At 49.4% G+C, this 21,423-nt stretch carries 16 protein-coding genes and 1 riboswitch; of the genes, 9 read left to right on the plus strand and 7 right to left on the minus strand.

The genetic code is table 11. From position 1 onward, the window contains the following. Positions 1–3: 3 nt before the first annotated feature. The 4 genes from GWC95_RS10825 to GWC95_RS10840 all read left to right on the plus strand — a co-directional run bounded on the left by GWC95_RS10825 (position 4) and on the right by GWC95_RS10840 (position 4,811). Positions 4–942: a hypothetical protein gene (locus tag GWC95_RS10825; RefSeq protein WP_161818718.1), complete on the plus strand. Its 939-nt coding sequence runs from the start codon at positions 4–6 to the stop codon at positions 940–942. Between the two features lie 206 nt (positions 943–1,148). Then, complete coding sequence (locus GWC95_RS10830) at positions 1,149–2,357, plus strand: family 16 glycosylhydrolase (protein WP_161818719.1); 1,209 nt, start codon at positions 1,149–1,151, stop codon at positions 2,355–2,357. 130 nt (positions 2,358–2,487) lie between these two features. Continuing rightward, the gene (locus GWC95_RS10835; protein WP_202630264.1) at positions 2,488–3,309 is read left to right on the plus strand and encodes a glycoside hydrolase family 16 protein; all 822 of its coding nucleotides are present in this window, start codon (positions 2,488–2,490) and stop codon (positions 3,307–3,309) included. Between the two features lie 29 nt (positions 3,310–3,338). Continuing rightward, positions 3,339–4,811: a glycoside hydrolase family 30 protein gene (locus tag GWC95_RS10840; RefSeq protein ID WP_237722127.1), complete on the plus strand. Its 1,473-nt coding sequence runs from the start codon at positions 3,339–3,341 to the stop codon at positions 4,809–4,811. Positions 4,812–4,989: 178 nt separating this feature from the next. Here the strand turns inward: GWC95_RS10840 and GWC95_RS10845 are convergent, their stop codons facing one another. The 3 genes from GWC95_RS10845 to GWC95_RS10855 form a co-directional block, all read right to left on the minus strand. After that, positions 4,990–5,166: a hypothetical protein gene (locus GWC95_RS10845; RefSeq protein ID WP_161818720.1), complete on the minus strand. Its 177-nt coding sequence runs from the start codon at positions 5,164–5,166 to the stop codon at positions 4,990–4,992. A 353-nt stretch (positions 5,167–5,519) separates the two neighbouring features. Further along, positions 5,520–6,005 (minus strand): DedA family protein, encoded by a 486-nt coding sequence (locus GWC95_RS10850; RefSeq protein ID WP_161818721.1) that lies wholly within the window; start codon positions 6,003–6,005, stop codon positions 5,520–5,522. Between the two features lie 5 nt (positions 6,006–6,010). Next, entirely contained in the window at positions 6,011–7,087 is a 1,077-nt protein-coding gene (locus GWC95_RS10855) for an alkaline phosphatase family protein (RefSeq protein WP_161818722.1), read from the minus strand. Positions 7,088–7,259: 172 nt separating this feature from the next. On the opposite strand from GWC95_RS10855, the gene GWC95_RS10860 reads away from it, so the two are divergent. Beyond that, positions 7,260–8,030: a glycosyltransferase gene (locus GWC95_RS10860; RefSeq protein ID WP_161818723.1), complete on the plus strand. Its 771-nt coding sequence runs from the start codon at positions 7,260–7,262 to the stop codon at positions 8,028–8,030. A gap of 153 nt (positions 8,031–8,183) precedes the next feature. Further along, the gene (locus GWC95_RS10865) at positions 8,184–9,989 is read left to right on the plus strand and encodes a DUF885 family protein (RefSeq protein ID WP_202630265.1); all 1,806 of its coding nucleotides are present in this window, start codon (positions 8,184–8,186) and stop codon (positions 9,987–9,989) included. Positions 9,990–10,046: 57 nt separating this feature from the next. On the opposite strand, the gene GWC95_RS10870 is transcribed toward GWC95_RS10865, so the two are convergent. Next, the gene (locus GWC95_RS10870; protein WP_161818724.1) at positions 10,047–10,943 is read right to left on the minus strand and encodes a DUF1684 domain-containing protein; all 897 of its coding nucleotides are present in this window, start codon (positions 10,941–10,943) and stop codon (positions 10,047–10,049) included. Positions 10,944–11,132: 189 nt separating this feature from the next. Next, positions 11,133–11,236, plus strand: a riboswitch (SAM riboswitch). Positions 11,237–11,577: 341 nt separating this feature from the next. Between GWC95_RS10870 and GWC95_RS10875 the strand changes: the two genes are divergently transcribed. Together GWC95_RS10875 and GWC95_RS10880 are read left to right on the plus strand one after the other, a co-directional pair. Beyond that, a complete protein-coding gene (locus tag GWC95_RS10875) occupies positions 11,578–14,754 on the plus strand; it encodes a SusC/RagA family TonB-linked outer membrane protein (RefSeq protein WP_161818725.1) in 3,177 nt (1,058 codons plus the stop codon). A 10-nt stretch (positions 14,755–14,764) separates the two neighbouring features. Then, entirely contained in the window at positions 14,765–16,198 is a 1,434-nt protein-coding gene (locus GWC95_RS10880; RefSeq protein ID WP_161818726.1) for a SusD/RagB family nutrient-binding outer membrane lipoprotein, read from the plus strand. A 142-nt stretch (positions 16,199–16,340) separates the two neighbouring features. On the opposite strand, the gene GWC95_RS10885 is transcribed toward GWC95_RS10880, so the two are convergent. The 3 genes from GWC95_RS10885 to GWC95_RS10895 form a co-directional block, all read right to left on the minus strand. Beyond that, positions 16,341–17,573 (minus strand): NADP-dependent isocitrate dehydrogenase, encoded by a 1,233-nt coding sequence (locus tag GWC95_RS10885; RefSeq protein ID WP_161818727.1) that lies wholly within the window; start codon positions 17,571–17,573, stop codon positions 16,341–16,343. A 146-nt stretch (positions 17,574–17,719) separates the two neighbouring features. Beyond that, on the minus strand, positions 17,720–19,600 hold the full coding sequence (locus GWC95_RS10890; RefSeq protein WP_161818728.1) for an Nramp family divalent metal transporter: 1,881 nt from the start codon (positions 19,598–19,600) through the stop codon (positions 17,720–17,722). A gap of 3 nt (positions 19,601–19,603) precedes the next feature. Next, the gene (locus GWC95_RS10895; protein ID WP_161818729.1) at positions 19,604–20,263 is read right to left on the minus strand and encodes a metal-dependent transcriptional regulator; all 660 of its coding nucleotides are present in this window, start codon (positions 20,261–20,263) and stop codon (positions 19,604–19,606) included. A 151-nt stretch (positions 20,264–20,414) separates the two neighbouring features. Between GWC95_RS10895 and GWC95_RS10900 the strand changes: the two genes are divergently transcribed. Beyond that, positions 20,415–21,365, plus strand: coding sequence for a hypothetical protein (locus GWC95_RS10900; RefSeq protein ID WP_161818730.1), 951 nt, complete (start codon positions 20,415–20,417; stop codon positions 21,363–21,365). The last annotated feature ends 58 nt before the right edge of the window (positions 21,366–21,423 follow it).

A 21,423-nucleotide genomic window follows, 5' to 3' on the forward strand; every position in this document is an offset into this window, starting at 1 on the left:
TTTATGACACGTTTTATAAAATCATCCGCAACCATACTCGCATTCGCGGCAGTGTTGGGTGGTTGTGAGAAAAAATCTGATTACAGCCTCGGCCCCATCGCCGCGCCTACCAACGTAACCATTACTGCAGCAGTTGCAGGGGTTGACGGTACGCATCCCAATGGCGATGGCTCGGGAGATGTAGCGTTTACACTCAGCGGCACGGGCGTGCTTGCCTACAAGATCGACTACGATGCAAGCGATGGCATCGTGCTCGACCTGCTTCCTACCGGCAAAGCCACCAAAAAATATACAACCACGGGAACCAACACCTACCGCGTTACCGTGGTAGCATATGGAACCGGCGGTGCGGCAACCACTGTTACAAAAGATGTTACCGTGCTTACGATTTACAATCCGCCTGCAGCATTGGTTACAAACCTCGTTGGTGCAACCAATTCAAAAACATGGGCGGTTGACAAAGATGCGAACGGCCACTTTGGCGTTGGGCCATGGACAGGTTCTTCAACACCTGAATGGTACGCTGCAACACCAAACGAAAAAGCAGGTTGCTGCAATTGCTTCTACACTGCAAGATTCACGTTTGCAAAAAATACGACCACAGGAGCCTATTCGTTAACGGTGGCAAGTCCTGATGGCGCATTTACCAAAACAGGTGGATTGGCTGGCGGCCTGCCAGGCATACCGGCATCGGGTGCAGAAGGATGTTATCCGTACGCGGGTGGAACTTCTTCTTTTGCGTTCGTGGCATCGGGCACGGCAGTTCCTTCATCGGCGTCAACAAAAGTAGCGATGGTACTGGGTGGCAACAACACCTACATCGGCTACGGTGCGCAGCTGAAAGAGTATGAGATCCTCTCCATCACCGCAACCACCATGTACCTCCGCGTTCAGGGAACTGAAACGGGAAATGCATGGTACTTAAAATTGAAAGCTATCTAACCGATAGAACACCTGGGTTCATTAGGCAAGTAGTGTAATTCCAACAGGCACGGGGCAATTTTGCCCTGTGCTTTGTTTCATTGGATCTGGATTTTACATACGGATCCGCAGGGGCATTTGTTTACAAAGGCCCTGTCTTCAAAACTTCCATTTCGTTTTCCAGGCCTGCTGCTTACGCGTGTTCAACAAAATCCAAATGTTCTGATATGCTGAAAACATCTTCCTTTTATACCATCCCGGTGTTGTTGTGTGTGTTGTTTTTTTCCTGCGGGAAGAAAGACAGCGGCGGAACATCCCCTACCCCTGTTGTTCCCGTGATCAAAGTGGACGACGCATCGCAGGCGCGCACCACTTCTGCGGGTGTGATGCACTTCAATGTATCGCTCGATAAAACAACAACCGTCCCGGTTTCCTTTGATTACACATTAATCGACGGCACAGCCGTTTCAGGAAAAGATTTTACGGCCGCAAGCGGAACCGTAACCATCCCGGCCAATTCGGCCATTGGTTCGATAGACGTACAGATCAAAGCGGATGCAAACGACACCCGCCAGGAAAACCTGACCTTCACGGTACAACTCATTAACGCCAAAGGCGGCCAGCTCGGCGGCTCTTCTGCCAAAGGAACCATCATTACGGAGAACGGAACGAGCCTTTCAACAGACAACACCGGTTACGCAACCCCTAATACCTATCCCGGCTACACGCTGGTATGGAACGATGAGTTCAGCGGCGCCAATGTGGATGGGAATGCATGGAACTTCGAAACAGGCAATGGCAGCGGCGGATGGGGCAACAATGAAAAAGAATTTTATACCGCCGATAAAAAGAACGTGTTTCAATCCAACGGCAACCTCATCATCGAAGCACGCAAGGAACCGATCAGCGGTTTCAACTATTCATCTGCGCGCATGACCACGCAGAACAAAAAATCATTTACGTTCGGAAGGATAGACATACGCGCCAAACTGCCCGTAGGCAAAGGCATCTGGCCCGCATTGTGGATGCTGGGCACAAACATCAATACCGTTTCGTGGCCGGCATGCGGGGAGATCGATATCATGGAACTGATCGGCACCTATCCAGGGCGCGTTTACAGCACCATGCACTGGAAACCCACCAGCGGTACCAATACTTCGAAAGGATCGGAATACAATTTGCCTTCCGGTAATTTCTCCGACAAATTTCACGTGTTCAGCCTGGTATGGGCGCAGGACCAGATCAAGACCTATGTAGACGACCAGCTGTTCTTCAGCATGACAAAAGCAGATGTGGGCGCGGCCAACTACCCTTTCAACCTACCGCAGTTCCTCATCTTCAACGTAGCCGTAGGCGGCAACTGGCCCGGCGACCCCGATGCCGGAACAATGTTTCCGCAGCGGATGTTTGTGGACTATGTAAGAGTATTTCAATAATTAGGAATTAGTAATTAGGAATTAGGAATTGATTGATTGATTGATTGGATGATTACCCTTCCTAATTCTTAATTCTTAATTCTTAACGCAAAATTCCTAATTCCTAATTTCTAATTCCTAATTAATACTTATGCGTTTTGTTTGCCTAATGCTGATCGTTGTTTGTTTTACAAGATGTAATGCATCCAATTCAGATCATGCCAACGACACCAGGAAAACCGACAGCGCATGGAAACTGAGCTGGAGCGAAGAATTCAATTATACCGGCCTTCCCGACTCAACCAAATGGAGTTATGAGACCGGTGGGAATGGATGGGGCAACAACGAGCTTCAATATTACACCAGCGCCTCTCCATTGAATGTGCAGGTGAGCAATGGCACGCTGAAACTGAGCGCCATCAAACAGAAAATGGAAAACCGGGAATACACTTCTGCCCGGCTGGTTACGAGGGGCAAAAAGGATTTTACGTATGGGCGAATTGAAATACGCGCAAAGCTCCCGCCGGGGCGCGGCCTCTGGCCCGCTATCTGGATGCTGGGCAGCAATATAGCGGCAGTGGGCTGGCCAATGAGCGGAGAGATCGACATCATGGAACATGTGGGTTATGAAAAAGATTCCGTGCTCGCAACCATCCACACCGATGCCTACAACCATGTAAAGGGCACGCAGAAAACAAAAAAAACTTTTATCGCGGATCCTTACACAGCATTCCATAATTACTGGATAGAATGGACACCGGAGTACATGGATTTTTACAAAGACAGTACCTTGTACAACCACATAGTGAACGAACACAAAACAAAAAAAGAATGGCCCTTCGACGATCCGTTCTTCCTCGTGCTCAACATCGCCGTAGGCGGTAACCTGGGGGGAAAATACGGTGTGGACACCTCGGTGTTTCCCGGCACCATGGAGGTGGATTATGTGCGCGTATACACCAAAGAAAAATAATGGTACGATCTTGGCTGTTAACAATTATTATGATGAAGAACATATTCAACCCGATACCCTACAGCAAACGCATACTGAACCTGCTTTCGCTTGCTGCCATACTTTTGATCTGCTGCAAAGGCCAAACCGTAACACCCACGCCCCCCCCTCCCGTTCAGCCACCGGTTAACCTGCCCAATGAAATGGATTTCTGGTTAACCAAAGGCGACGACACCGTTAAACTGCGAAAGCAAACCGGCAACATAGCCTTCAACTCACCGGTGAACACCGCGCCTTACATTGATGTGGATGAGAATGCAGCGTTCCAGTCGGTTGACGGGTTCGGCTACACACTTACCGGCGGAAGCGCCGAAGTGATCAATACATTGAGCGCTTCAAAAAAAACGGAACTGCTGCAGGAACTGTTTGGCAACAGCGCCACATCCATCGGCATCAGTTACCTGCGCGTGAGCATCGGCGCGTCTGACCTGAATGCATCGCCGTTTACATACGACGACCTTCCTGCGGGACAAACAGATCTGCCGCTCGCGAACTTCAGTCTTGCGAAAGACATGGCCGTGGTAAACCTGCTCAAAGAGATCCTTGCGATCAATCCAAACATCAAAATACTTGGAAGCCCATGGTCGGCGCCACTGTGGATGAAAGACAATAATTCATTTATGGGAGGAAGCCTTCAGCCGCAATACTATTCTGTGTATGCCCAATATTTTGTGAAGTACGTGCAGCAGATGAAAGCGCAGGGCATCACCATAGACGCGATCACCCCGCAAAACGAACCGCTTCATGGCGGCAACAACCCGAGCATGGTGATGACAGCCGCACAACAGGCAGACTTTATCAAGAACCACCTGGGGCCGGCATTCAAGAACAGCAACATCAGCACCAAGATCATCATTTACGATCACAATGCAGACAAACCCGATTATCCTATTTCTGTTTTGAACGATGCGGCTGCAAAAGCATTCATCAATGGCTCCGCCTTTCATTTGTATGGTGGTGATATCAGCGCATTGTCTACCGTACAGGCCGCGCATCCCGACAAGGCATTGTATTTTACGGAGCAGTGGACATCGGCCACCGGCAGTTTCAGCGGTGACCTGAAATGGCATTTGAAAAACGTGGTGATCGGATCGATGCGCAACTGGAGCCGCGTGGCCCTCGAGTGGAACCTCGCCAACAATTCAGCGTTCGGCCCGCACACAACAGGTGGCTGTGATGCGTGTAAAGGAGCGATCACCGTGGACAACAGCAGTAACTATACAAGGAACGTGGCCTACTATATCATCGCACACGCGTCCAAATTTGTGCCGGCAGGCTCGGTGCGTATTTCGAGCACGATCACCGGTAACCTGAACACCGTTGCCTTCAAAACTCCGTCAGGTGCCAAAGTACTGATCGTAGAGAACGACGGCGCCAGCGGAGAACTGTTCAACATCCGCCACAACGGCAAATGGACACTCAGCTCGCTGCCAGCCGGCAGCGTTGGGACGTTTATATGGTGAGGCATGACGCCGATCAACAGGAATAATTATCGTTGATCGTTCACCTGACAAAAAAAACCGCGCGATGTAGAAACAAAGCGCGGTAATTGCTTAGAAGTTGCTTGCCTATGACGGCGTGAAGGTATCGCAGCCTTCACATCAATACATACGCGTTGCGTTATCAAAATATGAAGCATTGTCACAGTTGCATGAAATCTCTCCGCCTTTCCTGGTCTGTGTGCACTTCTACGGTACTATCTTCTGAATCCGGGTTTAGCACCTTGATGTCTTTCCGGTTCCTGTTCACCAGGAAAACGATCAGCCCGATCGCGCCGAGCGATATGACCACCAATAACAAGATCTCGCGTACACCCATGGTTGAAGGGATTGGTTGATCTTAAAGTTATCAAAGTATGGCGCAATCCCGTGTTAAGTTTTTGTTGCCCGTACGTTCGTTAAAACATAAGCCTCACGGCTTTCAACATTGTACACTTTGCACGCTTCATTACCTCACTTCCGGGGCACCAGGCTCCGGTTGCGTAGGAGGTTCAGGATGTGTGGCAGGCGGCGGCGTTTCCGGAAGATTGGGCGCAGGTGAAGGAACTTCCGGCTTGTTCGGCCCCGGTGTTACTTCAGGATTTTGTGGATTCGGACTATGGTTCATGGCAACTTTTATCGAAGAACAGAAAAAAGAATGCCAGCAAAATTATTAATTCTAATTACTAATTACTAATTGAAGACTATCCATCCCACACTAACCCATCCACCGCTCCAAACTATTGCAGCCGGCAAAACGGCGCGTCCATAGCGCAGGGGATGAACCTGTAACATGCCTGCGGCAACAGGAACATAACCGCGTATGAACGGTGTGAGTTTCCCGATCAACAGGTTTCTTCCGTTGCCGCGAAGCAGCTTGTGTTTGAGCCGCTCTATTTTCTTCACCGGCAAACGAAGTTTCGTGGGCCTGAGGCGTGTCAGCCAGTTGGTGCCGTGAAAGAACAAAAGATACAGGGTAAAAGAACCGGTAATATCTGCAACGATCACCAACGCAGTTACCAGTAAAAACGAGAGCCCGTATTGGTGACTGATGTACCCGAAATAAAACAGCACCAGTTCGTTCGGCAAACCGGGCACACCGCATTCCTGCAGTAAGATCATACAGAAAATGGCAAGGTAGCCGTAGGTAAGAATGTATTGCGCTAGGATCGCTGTCATCTGTTTTATTTAGAAAGGGAGATCGGGTTGCCAACCGGATGGTTTGTCGTAAACTTCTCTCCCAGCAAACCCGATACCGTTGCCGCGATCTGTTTTTGATAGGTCTGGTCTTTGTACCGCAACTCTCCCACCGGCTTTATACCCGCACCGATCATCGCCATCCATGTTTGCCCGGAACCCTTTACCCAGAAACCATGCTTGTTCCAGGAACTTGTTTTCTGTCCGCGGCCATGGTCCGTTGTAATGATCAGCGTCGTATTGTCTTTGTAAAAGGGATCTGTTTGCACGAGATACCAGAGCTCGGCGATCATCTCGTCTGCCTGGTGTGCTTTCTGCAGGTAACGGTCGTACGCGCCTTTGTGTGCAAACTCGTCTGTTTCGCCAAATCCCAAAAACAAAACACGCGGATGATGTTGTTCAATGTAATTCTTTGCACTGGTAAAAGTGAGCTGGTCGTGTCTTGTATTTGATTTGCGTACGATGTTCTTCTGCACTTCATTGATCATTACATTCAAAGTATCGCCACCTTCCTCCAGCATTTCGTAACCGCTGTTTACCGGAACATCGCCGGCTTCTTCGTTTAATATGAAAGGAAGAACGTTCCAGGAACTGAATGCGGCCACTTTTCCATGGTATTCATTTTTTGCATTGAGGTATTCTAATATGTTGATGTTGGCATTGCGTACGGCAAGGTTAGGGATGAATCTTTTGTCTGCGTAGCCCGTAAATATTTCGTTGTAACCGGGATAGGATATTTTGTAGAGATTGGCAACATTCACATCGTTCTCAAAATCGCGGTTGCCCGATAGCTGTCCGTTTCCGGCGATCACGCTCCAGAAAAAAGGAAGCAGTTTGTTCCTGCGGATGATGGGGTCATCGTCCCAGTATTGCCGGCAGATCAACGCCGTATCCTTTACATAATTGGTGTTCCTGATCAGCTCCGGGTCAGCACCCCTGAACACTTCCTGCCAGCGGAAACCATCGAGCGTGATGATAAAAATATTTCGCGCGGGGGGCGTTGATGGTTGCGAAGCAGACATCAAAGAAAGCAATACAAAGAACAACACGAAGATAGGTTTCATGTAAATGGGTTTTACAAAGGAACCACCGCAATGTGAACGGTTGATGAATACACGATTAAATAAACGTTACCTCCCTTTACCTGTCGTCCCCCCAGAGATTAATAGTATGATAACGCATGCTTCATACTGGCGTTACCTGCATGGATTTATTTTATGATGAAAACGGTACCGTATGAAAATGCAAACACTGCCAAAAGTTTCGGTGATCATTCCTGCTTTCAACGAAGAAAAATACATTGAGCGCGTACTGGATGCTTTGCTCGTGCAGGATTATCCAGATTTTGAGATCATCGTATGCGACAACCATTCAACAGACCGTACTCCGCAGGTAGTTACCCGATTCATGGAGATGCTTACGGTTAAGATGCTTCGCGTGGTACTTGTGCGGGAAGAACGGCAGGGCACCAACTTTGCGCGCGAGTGCGCAAGGCGATCGGCCACCGGGTCGGTGATCGCGCAGCTGGATGCCGATTGCATTCCGCCGTGCGATTGGCTGCGCAAAGGCGTAACGCAGTTGTGCAGGGGCAAACGCGTTGCCGTTACCGGCCCATACGATTATTTCGACGGGCCGGGAGCGATGCGTACCTGGAGCTTGTTCTCGCAACGGTTGTTGTACCCGCTTGCCAGCGGGCTTGCACAATTAACGGGCCGCGCAGCCATACTCATCGGTGGCAATGCATTCATCCGCGCAGAGATACTGGAGCGGGCGGGCGGTTACAATACATCGCTCACTTTTTACGGAGACGATGTAGACCTGGGCGGGAAGCTCTGCCGTTTTGGGAAAGTGGCCTATTGCAACAGCCTGCTGCAACCATCCTCCTCGCGCCGCTACAGGGCCAATGGTTTTTGGGAGGTGAACAGGAAATACCAAGCGTCGTTCTGGAACCTGATCTGGAACAAAAATATCTTGCAGGGAACCGGGGAAATAAGTCACCCGAGGTAAGGTTAAGCTCATCCCATCAAATGTCGTGGCCGCAAACCCTGGCCCGCGGCGCAGCGGTATAAAGTCAAAATCCTGCTACATTCAGCTAAATTCTTAAACGCAACCCAGTTCATTAGCAGTTAGTTTTAGACAACCTAATACTAAATAATGCTTATGAAACAAAAGATCGCGGGCCTTTGCCTGCTGCTTGCCGTTTGTATGGGTTTGCGCCTTTCGGCCCAAGCCCCCAATGCAAGGCTTTATTCGCAAACAAGCGAGATGCACGATATGATGGTGCAGTACAATGCCGATCTGGGCAACATCACCCGTTTTTATGCAACCAATGCCAACACCGGCTTCGGAGGTTTTGGGGGGCGCGGCGGCGGACAGGGCAACACCTACAATTCTCCCGAACGCAGGGCGCGCATGCAGAAGCTCATCGCATCGTATGAGAAGAAAATGGATGCGGTGAATTTCGACAAGATCAGTGTGTACGCGAAAGTTGATTACATTCTTTTTAAAAGAATATTGGATGATTCGAAAGACAAACTGAAAACAGAAGACGAGAATTACGCAAAGATCGCCGGCTACATGCCGTTTGCAGAAAAGGTCTACGAACTCGAGCGGCCAAGGCGCCGCGGCCTGAATGTGAATGGAGAGCAGGTTGCCAAACAGATGAACGAGATCATCAAACAGGTAGTTGCGGCAAAAGACGCGTTGAAGAAAGAAGGAACGATCGATATCAAACTTACCAACCTTGGCGGAGAAGCGATCCGTTCGCTGCAGGGCTCATTGAAAAATGCTTTTGAGTTTTACAATGGCTATGACCCGATGTATACATGGTGGGTTCCCAGAACCTATTCGGATCTCGACAGCACACTCTCTTCTTTTGCTGCTGTTTTGAGAAGCAAGGGAAAAGATCTTTCACCCAAACCGAAAGACGACGGCAGCACCATCCCCGGTATCGCGGTGGGGAGGGATGAACTGGTTCGCCAGCTCGCGCTCGAATACATCCCGTATACACCCGAAGAACTCATCGCCATCGCAGAGAAAGAATTTGCTTACTGCGATGCGGAGCTGTTGAAGGCCTCGCGCGAAATGGGTTTTGGCGACAAATGGAAAGACGCACAGGAAAAAGTAAAGAACAGCTTCCTGCCCCCCGGGCAGCAACCGCAGGAGATGTACGAGCTCTATAAACAATCGGTAGAATTCCTGCGCAAGAACGATATGGTAACCATCCCCGAGTTATCAGAAGAAACATGGCGCATGGTAATGATGACACCCGAGCGCCAGCTTGTGAACCCGTTCTTCACCGGTGGCGAAACACTCAGTATTTCTTACCCTACCAATACGATGGGTTACGATGAAAAAATGATGAGCATGCGCGGAAACGTTCCCGCATTTTCACGCGCCACCGTTCACCACGAACTGATCGCGGGCCACTGGCTGCAGGCATACATGGCACAACGCAACAAAACCTACCGCCGCGACCTGCTCAACACCAACACGCCGTTCTGGGGCGAGGGAAGCGCTTTGTATTATGAGCTGCTGTTGTGGGACATGAAGTTCCCGAGAACACCCGAAGAAAGGATCGGTATGCTGTTCTGGAGAATGCACCGCTGCGCGAGGATCATGTTCTCGCTCAATTTCCACCTCGGCAAATGGACAACACAACAGTCGGTAGACTTTCTTGTTGACCGCGTTGGTTTCGAAAGGGCAAACGCAGAAGGTGAAGTACGCCGTTCTTTCAACGGCAGTTATCCCCCGCTCTACCAACTCGCTTACATGACAGGCGGTATGCAGTTGTATGCGTTGAAAAAAGAACTGGTGGATTCCAAAAAAATGACATTGAAACAATACAACGACGCCATCTACTCAGAAGGAAGCATGCCGATCGAATTGCTGCGTGTAATATTGACGGACCAGAAGATCACGAAAGATTTTAAAACCAATTGGAGGTTTTACGATATAAAGAAATAAGGAAAAAAAATTTGTATACCGGTAAAAAGGGCATTCGTTTGAAATGCCCTTTTTGCATTAATGATGCCCCCATTTCTTTTCACCCGCAGGCACCGCGATAGTTAACCTGTTCTGCGGTGGCGGCAACGGGCATGTTGCATAATCGGTGAATGCACAAGGTGGATTGTAAGACTTATTGAAATCGATTACCGTATTGCCGTTTGCATCCGGGCGGTTCACAGACAAAAATCTTCCCGAGGGATAGGTTTCCGAAACATTGGTCTGGTCCGCAAAAACCACGAACAGATCGGGACCGCCTTCGTCAAGCGCATCCAGCGAATAATGTTTGCCCCCGATGGAAAAAGAGAGCCTGCCCGCCGCTTTCTGCTGGCTGGTTTGCCCGAGTACATTTGTTATATCGATGCGGTCAGGCGTTCCTGTTTTCTCGAGAACGGCATTAACTTTCCATGCGGCGGAAACGGGATAGCGTTCGATACCGTTGAAAGCTGTGAGCGCAGCGCTCTGCAGATCGCGCAGGCGGATGCCGATCTTGTCGTTGCGCCTGATGACCGTCCACCGCAGGTTTTTGTATGAGGTGGTTGTAACGCGTGTGGAGTCGTTGTGAAAGATAATCGCCCTTGTTACCGGCGCCCCGTTCACTCTGATCGCAACATGTTCTGCAGGAACCACCGTAACGGTATTGTCGGCACCCAGTTCAAAATAACCGGCATATTCTTCGACTGATCCTTTCGGAAAAACAACGTTGTTGTTCTTTGCGGCGCCAAATGTATTTTTCCCGGGCGATAACCAGTACAACCCCACAAGGTTCAGCCAGCCGTTCTCGCGTTTCAAGCCCGCTTCTCTTTCCTTGTGCCATTGGTTAACGGACTGGGTATACGCATCAGGAGTTTGAGCAAGCGACGAGCCGCCAACAAGAAGACACAAAAGAAACACGCAGCGCTTTAGAATATCCATGCTAAAAAATTTAAGTAAAAAAATAATGGACAAAAATAGAACCTTTTTGCTTAGTCTATTGTTTTTATAGGAAATAAAAAACGCCACAGCATTCAAAAACCAAATGAAAAAAAAGACAAAAAAAATAAAGTCTACTTTTTTTATAGACTTATTGAAAATCCGCTTATCTTTGCCGGAGTTCTTACAAAATACTTATCAAGAAAGGCAGAGGGACTGGCCCGATGAAGCCTTAGCAACCATCCGAAAGGAAATGGTGCTAATTCCATCCTGGTGAAAACCGGGGTAGTTAAGTAGATCAGTTGAATGCGATAGGATTTCTCTATATAATGCACTCCTGGTTTACGGGGTGCTTTTTTTATGCCTGTACCCCGCTCCCGTTCTGGATAAGATCCATCATACCGTAAATAAAAAAAGATGAAAAACGAAAAACGAGCCGACCGAAGCACTGCAGTACAAATGAAACACCATCACTTCTCCCCGTGTTGTTGCTGTTGCAGCGCATACTAAAATACACCTGCAGGCATTGCGCCTGCATTTAATCCTGATTATTTAACCGGTTTCTCACAACGGTGCAAAACACCGAACGCTATTGGTATGCCATTGTGTGAAGCCGTTCATTTCAAACCAACTAACAATGTCTATCAAATTAAAAATACCTGCGGCGCTGTTGCTCCTGCTGTGGGTGCATGCAGCCAATGCGCAATTGGTTACAACTACCGGGGCCGTGTTTTCCAAAACAAATGATGAGCCGCTCGCGGGCGTTTCTGTGCTTGTAAAGAACGGGACACAATCGGCGGTTACAGATGCCAAAGGAAATTTCTCCATCCAGGCGCCGGAGAAAAGTACGCTGGTTTTCTCTTATGTGGGATACCAGTTGCAGGAGACTACCGTAACCAATAACAGCGGTGTACTTCGCATCGTTCTTCAACCGGCAGAAAATGCCTTGAACGAAGTGGTGGTAACGGCGCTGGGCATCAACCGGCAGAAAAAATCTTTGGGTTATGCCGTGCAGGAACTGAAGTCAGACAACCTGTCGAAAGCAAAAGACCCCAACCTGATAAATGCCCTTTCGGGAAAGATCGCCGGTGTGCGTGTTACCAACAGCCAGGGAGATATGGGTTCGTCGCGCATCGTGATCAGGGGTGAGACCTCCATTGCCGGCAACAACCAGCCTTTGTTTGTGATCGATGGCATCCCGGTTGACAATTCGCAACGCAATGCCGGAGGTGCGCGTGATTACGCAAATACGATATCCGACATCAATCCCGACGACATCGAAACGATCAGCGTGCTCAAAGGACCCAATGCAGCGGCCCTGTACGGATCGCGCGCAGCGGCTGGCGTGATTCTGATCAAAACGAAAACAGGTAAATCAAAAACCGGCGCAGGCATTACCCTGAATTCAAACCTCGTGTTTGAAAGCCTGCTTACCCTGCCGAAATACCAAAACGCATTCGGGCAAGGTTCCGAAGGCAAATTCAGTTATGTAGATGGAAAGGGCGGCGGCATCAACGACGGCGTTGATGAAAGCTGGGGGCCAAAGCTGGATGGCAGGCTGATCCCACAATTCTATTCCAAAGGGCAGGCCGTTCCTTTTGTTGCACATCCTGATAACGTGCGCGATTTTTTCAGAACGGGTTATGTGCTTACCAATGGGATCTCGATCGCCGACGCGACTGAAAAATTTGATTATCGCTTGTCGTACAACAACCTGAAACAGGAAGGCGTGATCCCCAACTCAGGGCAAGGCAAGAATTCATTTGCGCTCAATACCACCCTGCGTCTTACGCCAAGGCTCACGCTAACGGCAAATGCGAATTACAACAAGCTTGCATCAGACAACCTGCCGGGTACGGGTGGAACAAGGGCCACAAGTACGATGCTGCAGTTTACCTGGTTCGGGAGACAGGTAGACATCAATCAACTCAAAAATTACCTGGATGAGAACGGCGTTCCTTTCAACTGGAACAACAGCTATTACAGCAATCCCTATTTTGTTGCGTATGAAAATACAGTATCACAGGTACGCAACCGTTTGATCGGGAACGTGGCGCTGAATTACAAGATCGTTAAAGGGCTCGATTTTAATTTTCGTACCGGAACGGATTATTACAACGACAGGCGCAAGATCCGCATCGCCTTCGGCACCAATGGCACGCCGTATGGATCCTATACAGAAACAGGCTTCACTTTCAACGAAACCAATACGGAAGGAACGCTGAACTTCAACCGCAAACTCAACAGCGACCTTAGCTTTGAAATACTGGGCGGTGGAAACATCCGTTCAAGTTATACGGAAGAAAACGTACAGAGTGCGCCAAGGCTCGCTGTGGCGGGTTTGTATTCGCTGACGAATTCGAGGGATCCGCTGACATCATCGAACAACTTCAGCAAATTAAAATCGTACAGCCTTTTCTCCGCTGCGCAACTGGGATACCGCAATTTTGCGTTCCTGAATGTGACGGCGCGCAACGACTGGTCGTCTACCCTTCCGGCAAAGAACCGCTCCTATTTCTATCCTTCGTTCAGTGGAAGTTTAATTGTTACGGAAGCCTTCCATATAAAGAGTGATGTGTTGAATTATGCGAAACTGCGTGGCGGATGGTCTAAAGTGGGCAAGGATGCAGATCCCTATCGTTCTGTGAACACCTATTCATTCGGCACTCCGTTTGGCGCGTACCCGCAGCTTACGGCATCTGCCACAGACATGAATCCGGACCTAAGGCCGGAAACCACCAACTCTACTGAATTCGGTGCCGAAGCCGTGTTGTTCAACAAACGGCTGCGTGTTGACCTTAGTTTTTACAATACCAACAGTTTCGACCAGATATTGAGTGTGGATGTAAGCAATGCAACGGGCTTCCGTTCAAAACTTTTGAACGCGGGCCGTATCAACAACAAAGGGTTTGAACTGCAGGTGGGCGTTACCCCGGTAAAAGGAAAGATCACCTGGGATATTGACGCGAATTACGCAGTGAACAGAAGCAGGGTGATTGAACTGGACAAAGCGGGATTGTTACAGAACTATGTGATCGGCAGCAATTCGGCACAGGTGATCGCCTCTGTTGGACAACCGTACGGAACCTTGTTTGGCAATGCGTTCCTGAGGGATGCTTCCGGCAATATCCTGGTGAATGCAACAGGCACACCGCAGATCGACCCGACGAAGAGGGTACTGGGTAAATATACGCCCGACTGGATCGGCGGCGTTACCAATACCATCAGCTACAAAGGATTCAGCTTTTCGTTCCTGGTCGATGCGAGTTTTGGCGGATCAATATACAACGGCACCTATGCAACCGGAACCTATACCGGTGTACTGGCTTCAACATTACCGGGAAGGGCCGCTGAATATGGCGGACTGTATTATTATTACCCTGGCAACCTGAAAGCGAACGGTACCGTGCAACTGCAGGCCGGTGCCACGGCACCCGGTGGTGAAACCGTGTATGATGACGGTATGATCTTCAAAGGCGTGGCGAGCGATGGCAAGGCGAATACCAAGATCATCTCCGCCCAAACCTATTACAAATCGTTCCGCACGATCGATGAGGCAAATATTTTCGACGCATCGTTTGTAAAGCTGCGCGAAGTAAAACTGAATTACAACCTTCCCTCAAAATGGGTCCGTTCCATCGGGCTCGCGGATGCCTCTGTTTCGCTGGTGGGAAGAAACCTCCTGATCCTGCACAGGAACACAACAGACATCGATCCGGAAGTAGCTTTCAATACAGGCAATGCGCAGGGGCTGGAAAGCTTATCCAATCCAACCTCACGAAGCTATGGCATCAACCTCAACCTCAAATTCTAATTCCATCAACATGAAAAAATACAACGCATATATACTGCTCGTCTTTGCCCTGGTTGCCGCATCGTGCAACAAGGAACTGGACCGCATCAACGTAAACCCGAATGCCACCGAAAATGCACAACCCGATTACCTGTTAACAGGCGCCATCAAAAGCACGGTTGACGCCTACTGGGGTACTACCAACAACATGAACTCGAGCTTGCTGTTTGTACAGCATTGGGCAAAGATCCAGTACACGGAAGAGGACCGCTTCATTTTTTCGAACAGCAGTTTTACAAGTTTGTGGTCAACGGGCTATTCGCAAAGCATCAACGCGTTCAACAAACTGATCGATCTTGGTCCGAAGCAAAACATACCGAACTACAAAGGCGTTGCGCTTGTGCTGCGCTCGTGGACCTTTCTTTTGCTTACTGATGCCTATGGCGATATCCCTTACAAACAGGCAGGATCGATCTCCGAATACATCACGCCTGCATACGATGCACAAAAGGATGTTTATTTTGGATTGCTGGACGACCTGAAAACGGCCAAAGCATCGCTTGACCCCGCGGGTAAGGCGATTGGCGGTGATGTTATTTACAATGGCAACATCGCACGCTGGAGAAAACTCGCCAACTCGCTGCGTTTGCGTATTGCGCTGCGTATTTCCGACAGGGAACCCGATAAGGCAAAACAGGTAATAACAGAATTGTCGGCTGATGCTGATGGTTACCTGGCCGACAATGCAGACAATGCACAACTCGTTTACCTCACATCGCCGCAGCAGAACCCGGTAAATGCATCGTTTGAAACACGTGATGATTACCGCATCAGCAAAACGATCGTTGACAAGCTGTTTCAACTGAACGATCCGCGCCTGCCTGTCTATGCAAGCAAAACACAAACCACTACACCGCAGGAATACGTTGGTGTGCCCAATGGTTTAACGAATTCGGATGCGAGCAATTTAGGTTTTGCAAAAACATCGAAGCCCGGCGCATATTTTCTCGCAGCGCAGGCGCCGGCGGTGATCTTCAACTATTCCGAACTGCTCTTCGACCGGGCCGAAGCTGCTGCGCGTGGTTTTACCACAGAAAATGCGGCGGATCTTTACCAGCAGGCGATCAAAGCATCCTTCAAACAATACGGCATTGCAGATGCGTTGGCCACAACTTACCTGGCGCAAACAGCGGTGCAGTATGATGCCGTAAATTTCAAAAGATCGATCGGCGAACAGAAATGGATCGCCCTGTTTGGCGAGGGCCTCGAAGCATTCGCAGAACGGCGCCGCCTCGATTACCCGCAGCTTACTGCATCAAGTGCAACGGTACTCAACGGGCAAATACCCGTGCGCCTGATCTACCCGGGCACCGAACAATCGCTCAATGGCGCGAGCTATAAAGCGGCCGTGGCAAGACAGGGTGTGGATGGATTGACAACAAAACTCTGGTTTGACGTAAACTAAGTGATACAAGTGCTTAAAAAGAAGCAAGCGCACGCAATGCAGGTTTGCCTTTGATGCACAACTTAATAACCATACACGGCCCATTATAAAAAAGCTCCCGCAACATGCGGGAGCTTTTTTATGTTGAATCGCAATCAAAAAACTAGCGGCCCAATTTAGCCTTCAGGTTCTGATCCAATGCATCTAAGAATTCTTCTGTGTAGAGATAATCTTTACCGTGTTCCACTTTGTTTCCGTGGATACAAACGGCGAGGTCTTTTGTCATTTTACCGCTCTCTACGGTTTCAACGCATACGGCTTCGAGTGCGTGACAAAAATCGACCAGCTCCTGGTTGTTATCCAGTTTGCCGCGGAACTCGAGGCCTCTTGTCCATGCGAAGATGGAAGCGATCGGGTTGGTAGAAGTTGGTTTTCCTTTCTGGTGTTCGCGGTAGTGGCGGGTAACCGTTCCGTGTGCGGCTTCTGCTTCCATCACCTTTCCATCGGGGGTGATGAGGGTAGATGTCATCAATCCCAGCGAACCGAAACCTTGTGCAACGGTATCGCTTTGAACGTCGCCATCGTAGTTTTTACATGCCCATACAAAATTACCGTTCCATTTCAGCGCGCTGGCAACCATGTCGTCGATGAGGCGGTGCTCGTAAGTGATGCCTGCTTCTGTGTACGCCGCTTTGAATTCGTTCTGGTAGATCTCTTCAAAAATATCTTTGAAACGGCCATCGTATTTTTTCAGGATGGTGTTTTTGGTAGACAGGTACAAAGGCCATTTTTTCGCCAGCGCCGTGTTGAAACAGCTGCGTGCAAAACCTTTGATGCTCTCATCGGTGTTGTACATGGCCAGTGCAACGCCATCGCCTTTGAAATTGAAAACTTCAAACTCCTGCACGGTTCCGTCTTCGCCCTCAAATTTTACGGTAAGTTTTCCTTTGCCTTTTGTTACGAAATCTGTTGCGCGGTACTGGTCGCCAAACGCGTGGCGGCCGATACAGATCGGCGCGGTCCAGTTAGGTACAAGACGCGGAACGTTTGAGCAAACGATCGGCTCGCGGAACACGGTTCCGTCGAGGATATTGCGGATGGTGCCGTTGGGGCTCTTCCACATCTGTTTCAGTTTGAACTCTTTTACACGCTCCTCATCCGGTGTGATGGTTGCGCATTTGATGCCTACGCCGTATTGTTTGATCGCATTGGCCGCATCCACCGTAACCTGGTCGTTGGTCTCATCGCGGTACTCCATACCGAGATCGTAATATTTGATATCCACTTCTATGTAAGGAAGGATCAGTTTGTCTTTGATGAACTTCCAGATGATCCTGGTCATTTCGTCTCCATCCAGTTCTACCACCGGATTTGCCACTTTGATTTTTTGTGCCATTGCTGTTCTTTTAGGTTGGTTAAAAACGAGGACAAATGTAGGGGTTTTAGCTAGCTTTTGGCCTTTGTGTGCCTGCTTTTAGCCATGGCTCCGGGCAAAGCCGCCCCCCTGTAAACTAACGGCCAATAGTAAAAACCGCGGGCGCGCTAAACATTTACGATCAATACCGGTATCGGCAGTTTATGCCTTACGTATTCGATCGTTTCGCCAAATATATAATCCTTCAACCCCGAGTGCCTGTGTGCGCCCATCACGAGCATATCGGCGTCTGCTTCCTTTACAATACGGATGATCTCGCTTACCCGGTTGCGGTAGCCGATGACGGCCTCAACGGTATATCCTTTTGCCTGCAGCTGCTCGGTATAATTCTGCAGGCGGAGTTTATCGCGGCGTGTTTCATCGTCATCGCTTGCTTCGCCGAGATATCGTGCGGAAACGCTTTCCACAACATGCATCAGCACATAGGTAACCGGCTCCCTTCCCTGCGCAATGGCATGTGCGATGAGCTTTTCATCCGATCTCGAGAAATCGAGTGCGATGGCGATGCGCCTGAAATGTTTTACATCGAGGTTATTGAGCACCGCGGTTTCCCCGTGCAATACGGCGCGCTGTCTTTCCCTGCGTTGTTTGAGGAGGGGAAGGAACGTCATGATGAGGAACAATCCAACAAACAATATCACCCCAACCACCAGCGCTATTTTCCAGTACCACATGGCATTGGATGCAAACACTTTCACCATCTCGTCCATCACCAGCTTTACGTTAAGGTATACGAGTATGATGGCGATGAGCCATGCGCCCACCTTTGTATAATTTTTGATCGCGTAGATGCCCATCGTTTTTTTATCGCTCACAAAATGGATCAGCGGGATCACCGCAAAGCCCAGTTGCAGGCTCAGGATCACCTGGCTGAATACAAGGAGGTCGTCTACTTTTTCCTCACCATACACCAGTATCACAAGCACGGCCGGAACGATCGCGATCAAACGCGTTAACAACCTGCGCAGCCAGGGGTTGATGCGGAGTTGCAGGTATCCTTCCATTACGATCTGCCCGGCAAGTGTTCCGGTGAGTGTGGAGCTTTGCCCGGCGGCGATCAGCGCCACTGCAAATAAGATCGGCGCCAGCTGGCTCCCCATCAATGGTTCGAGCAGCCGGTGCGCGTCTTTGATCTTTGCCACTTCGGTATTGCCCGTGGTAAAGAACACGCTCGCTGCGAGTATCAATATCGCCGCATTTACAAAGAACGCCGCATTGAGCGCGATGGTACTGTCGATCAGGTTGTATTTGATCGCCTTTCGTATGCCTTTTTCATCGTTGCTGATCTTTCTTGTCTGCACCAGCGCCGAATGCAAATACAGGTTGTGCGGCATTACGGTGGCGCCAATGATGCCTACGGCGATGTACAACGCTGCGTTGTTCATTTTTGTGGGCACAAAACCCTGTATGATATCGCCCATATGCGGCTTGGCGATCAGTACCTCGATGAGGAACGAACCGCCGATGATGGCCACAAGACAAATGATGAACGCCTCCATTTTGCGGATGCCGAAGCGTTGTAAAAGGAGGAACAAAAATGTATCGAGCACCGTGATCACCGTGCCCCAGATGAGCGGCAACCCGGTAAGCAGGTGTATACCGATGGCCATTCCCAGTACTTCCGCAAGATCGCATGCGGCGATGGCCAGCTCGGCTAAAATATACAGGCAGAAATTAACGATGGGCGGATAGGTTTCGCGGTTGGCCTGTGCAAGATCCCGCCTGCGCACAATACCCAAACGCGCGCTCAGGCTTTGCAGCAACAGCGCCATCAGGTTGCTCATCAGCAACACCCAGATGAGCTTGTAACCGAACTGGGCGCCACCCTGCAGATCGGTGGCCCAGTTGCCGGGGTCCATGTATCCGACACTTACAAGATAGGCAGGGCCTATGTATGCAAGTATCCTTCGCCATCCCTTGCGGGGAGCGGTGGTATCTACCGACTCGTGTACTTCGCTGAGTGATTGTTCGCCTGCATGCCTGTTCATTCGTTACACAATTTTTACAAACAACGCCTGCGCTAATTGTTGGCTGATCGTAAATGCATTCTGGTTCCTGATCTTTATCTCTATCGAATTGTCAAAGCTGAATTTCTTCCTGATCTCCAGTTTTGTTCCGATACCAATGTGTTTGTGTTTGAGCAGCTCCAGCAGTTCAGACGACTGGCTCCCTACCCCGCTCACTTCCGCCATCCTGTTAACCGGCAGATCAATGAGGTTGATGTGTTGCTGTACCGCCATTTTTCCCTGGCTGTCGGGGATCGGATCGCCATGCGGATCAAATTTCGGGTGGCCCAGGAAAGCATCCAGTTTCTCTACCAGCTTCTTGCTGCTGATGTGTTCGAGCTCCTCGGCAACCTCGTGCACTTCGTCCCAGCCAAACTGCAGGGTATCCACCAAAAAAAACTCCCACAAACGGTGCTTGCGAACAATGGCCAAGGCAAGCTTTTTACCTTCTGCACTCAGCCGCACACCCTTGTACTTTTCGTAACTGAGTAACTTTTTAGCCTTGAGCTTTTTAAGCATATCGGTAACCGAAGCCGCTTTTGTATTCAGTTCTGCCGCCAGCTCGTTCGTAGACACGTTCCCATCCTCCTGCTGCAGGTGAAAAATGGCCTTGATGTAATTCTCTTCCGTGACCGAAAAACTCATGTATCTAAAATTAATTTTAGACAAATCTAAAAAAATAAATCAACACCGCAAGGAACAAAACAAAGGTTTATTGCCTGTACCCGTGCTTTGGGTAATGCCTTCTTGTGTCTTGTCTTCTTTAAAACCCTATTTTTATGAAAATATTCGGTTTATGAAGAACAGCCTCCCCATACTGTTTGTCCTTTTGTTTGCTGTTGGTTGTAAGGACAAACAGGTTGACCTCTCCGGGGAAACGCCCATCAAGGTTGCAGACTTTATGGGAGTATTTAAAAAGATCACAGGAAACTACCTGGTGGCGGATACCAATATCAACAAGGTGAGCGATACACTTACGATCGGTTACAAGGCGTTGCTCCAGTTTTTTCCAGACAGTGCGGTGGCGCCTGTTGTGGGCAACAACAAAAAAGTAGTGATCCACCCTGTGGGCATCATTGAAAAAGACAAGGAAAAATACCTGCTGCTCAATTTCAATACAGGAAAAAAGCAGACCAAACTGGCAGTGTTTGTTACGGATGAGAAGAACAGGTTTCTCGGGTCCAAAGAACTGCTCAACACCAATCACAATGATGGTTACCTGCATTCTGTTTCCATCAACCGCGAGCCTACGTTCCTGATCAGCAAAGAGAAGGTGGGTAAGGACAACGCTATACAGTACTCGAGAACGGGATGGGTTTACAACAGTGCAGGCATCTTCATGGTGGTGATCAACGATTCAAACGAGGACCCGAAAAAAATGGTGGTGATCAACCCGATCGATACACTGCCGCGGAAGAACAAATACAGCGGCGATTACGTGCAGGATAAAAAGAACTACATCTCCATCCGCGACACGCACAAACCCGATGTGTACCAGTTCTTCATTCATTTCGAGAAGAACGAAGGCGGCTGTACGGGAGAACTCAAAGGTGAAATGAAATTCAGGTCGCCCAACACCGCCGTATTCACAGAGAACGGCGACCCGTGCGTGATCGATTTTACCTTCAGCGGTAATGAGATCACCGTTAAGGAACAGGGCAGCTGCGGCAACCACAGGGGAATCAAGTGTTATTTCGACGATACATTTGTGAAGAAGAAAGAACCGAAGAAGAAAGCAGCGAAATAGCCTGGCCGGAAGCTGTCTGCTCCCCGGCACTGCTTTACGCCCGAGCCCTGCAACGAAT

The organism is Sediminibacterium roseum (genome assembly GCF_009939005.1).
In the GTDB taxonomy this organism is placed as follows: Bacteria; Bacteroidota; Bacteroidia; order Chitinophagales; family Chitinophagaceae; genus Sediminibacterium; species Sediminibacterium roseum.

Bases quoted from the DNA above. Each gene is read 5' to 3' on its own strand.
- GWC95_RS10855 (WP_161818722.1), bottom strand. From the start codon at position 7,087: ATGAAACCTATCTTCGTGTTGTTCTTTGTATTGCTTTCTTTGATGTCT.
- GWC95_RS10845 (WP_161818720.1), bottom strand. From the start codon at position 5,166: ATGGGTGTACGCGAGATCTTGTTATTGGTGGTCATATCGCTCGGCGCG.
- GWC95_RS10860 (WP_161818723.1), top strand. From the start codon at position 7,260: ATGAAAATGCAAACACTGCCAAAAGTTTCGGTGATCATTCCTGCTTTC.
- GWC95_RS10900 (WP_161818730.1), top strand. From the start codon at position 20,415: ATGAAGAACAGCCTCCCCATACTGTTTGTCCTTTTGTTTGCTGTTGGT.
- GWC95_RS10865 (WP_202630265.1), top strand. From the start codon at position 8,184: ATGAAACAAAAGATCGCGGGCCTTTGCCTGCTGCTTGCCGTTTGTATG.
- GWC95_RS10895 (WP_161818729.1), bottom strand. From the start codon at position 20,263: ATGAGTTTTTCGGTCACGGAAGAGAATTACATCAAGGCCATTTTTCAC.
- GWC95_RS10840 (WP_237722127.1), top strand. From the start codon at position 3,339: ATGATGAAGAACATATTCAACCCGATACCCTACAGCAAACGCATACTG.
- GWC95_RS10835 (WP_202630264.1), top strand. From the start codon at position 2,488: ATGCGTTTTGTTTGCCTAATGCTGATCGTTGTTTGTTTTACAAGATGT.
- GWC95_RS10870 (WP_161818724.1), bottom strand. From the start codon at position 10,943: ATGGATATTCTAAAGCGCTGCGTGTTTCTTTTGTGTCTTCTTGTTGGC.
- GWC95_RS10885 (WP_161818727.1), bottom strand. From the start codon at position 17,573: ATGGCACAAAAAATCAAAGTGGCAAATCCGGTGGTAGAACTGGATGGA.
- GWC95_RS10825 (WP_161818718.1), top strand. From the start codon at position 4: ATGACACGTTTTATAAAATCATCCGCAACCATACTCGCATTCGCGGCA.
- GWC95_RS10875 (WP_161818725.1), top strand. From the start codon at position 11,578: ATGTCTATCAAATTAAAAATACCTGCGGCGCTGTTGCTCCTGCTGTGG.
- GWC95_RS10850 (WP_161818721.1), bottom strand. From the start codon at position 6,005: ATGACAGCGATCCTAGCGCAATACATTCTTACCTACGGCTACCTTGCC.
- GWC95_RS10830 (WP_161818719.1), top strand. From the start codon at position 1,149: ATGCTGAAAACATCTTCCTTTTATACCATCCCGGTGTTGTTGTGTGTG.
- GWC95_RS10890 (WP_161818728.1), bottom strand. From the start codon at position 19,600: ATGAACAGGCATGCAGGCGAACAATCACTCAGCGAAGTACACGAGTCG.
- GWC95_RS10880 (WP_161818726.1), top strand. From the start codon at position 14,765: ATGAAAAAATACAACGCATATATACTGCTCGTCTTTGCCCTGGTTGCC.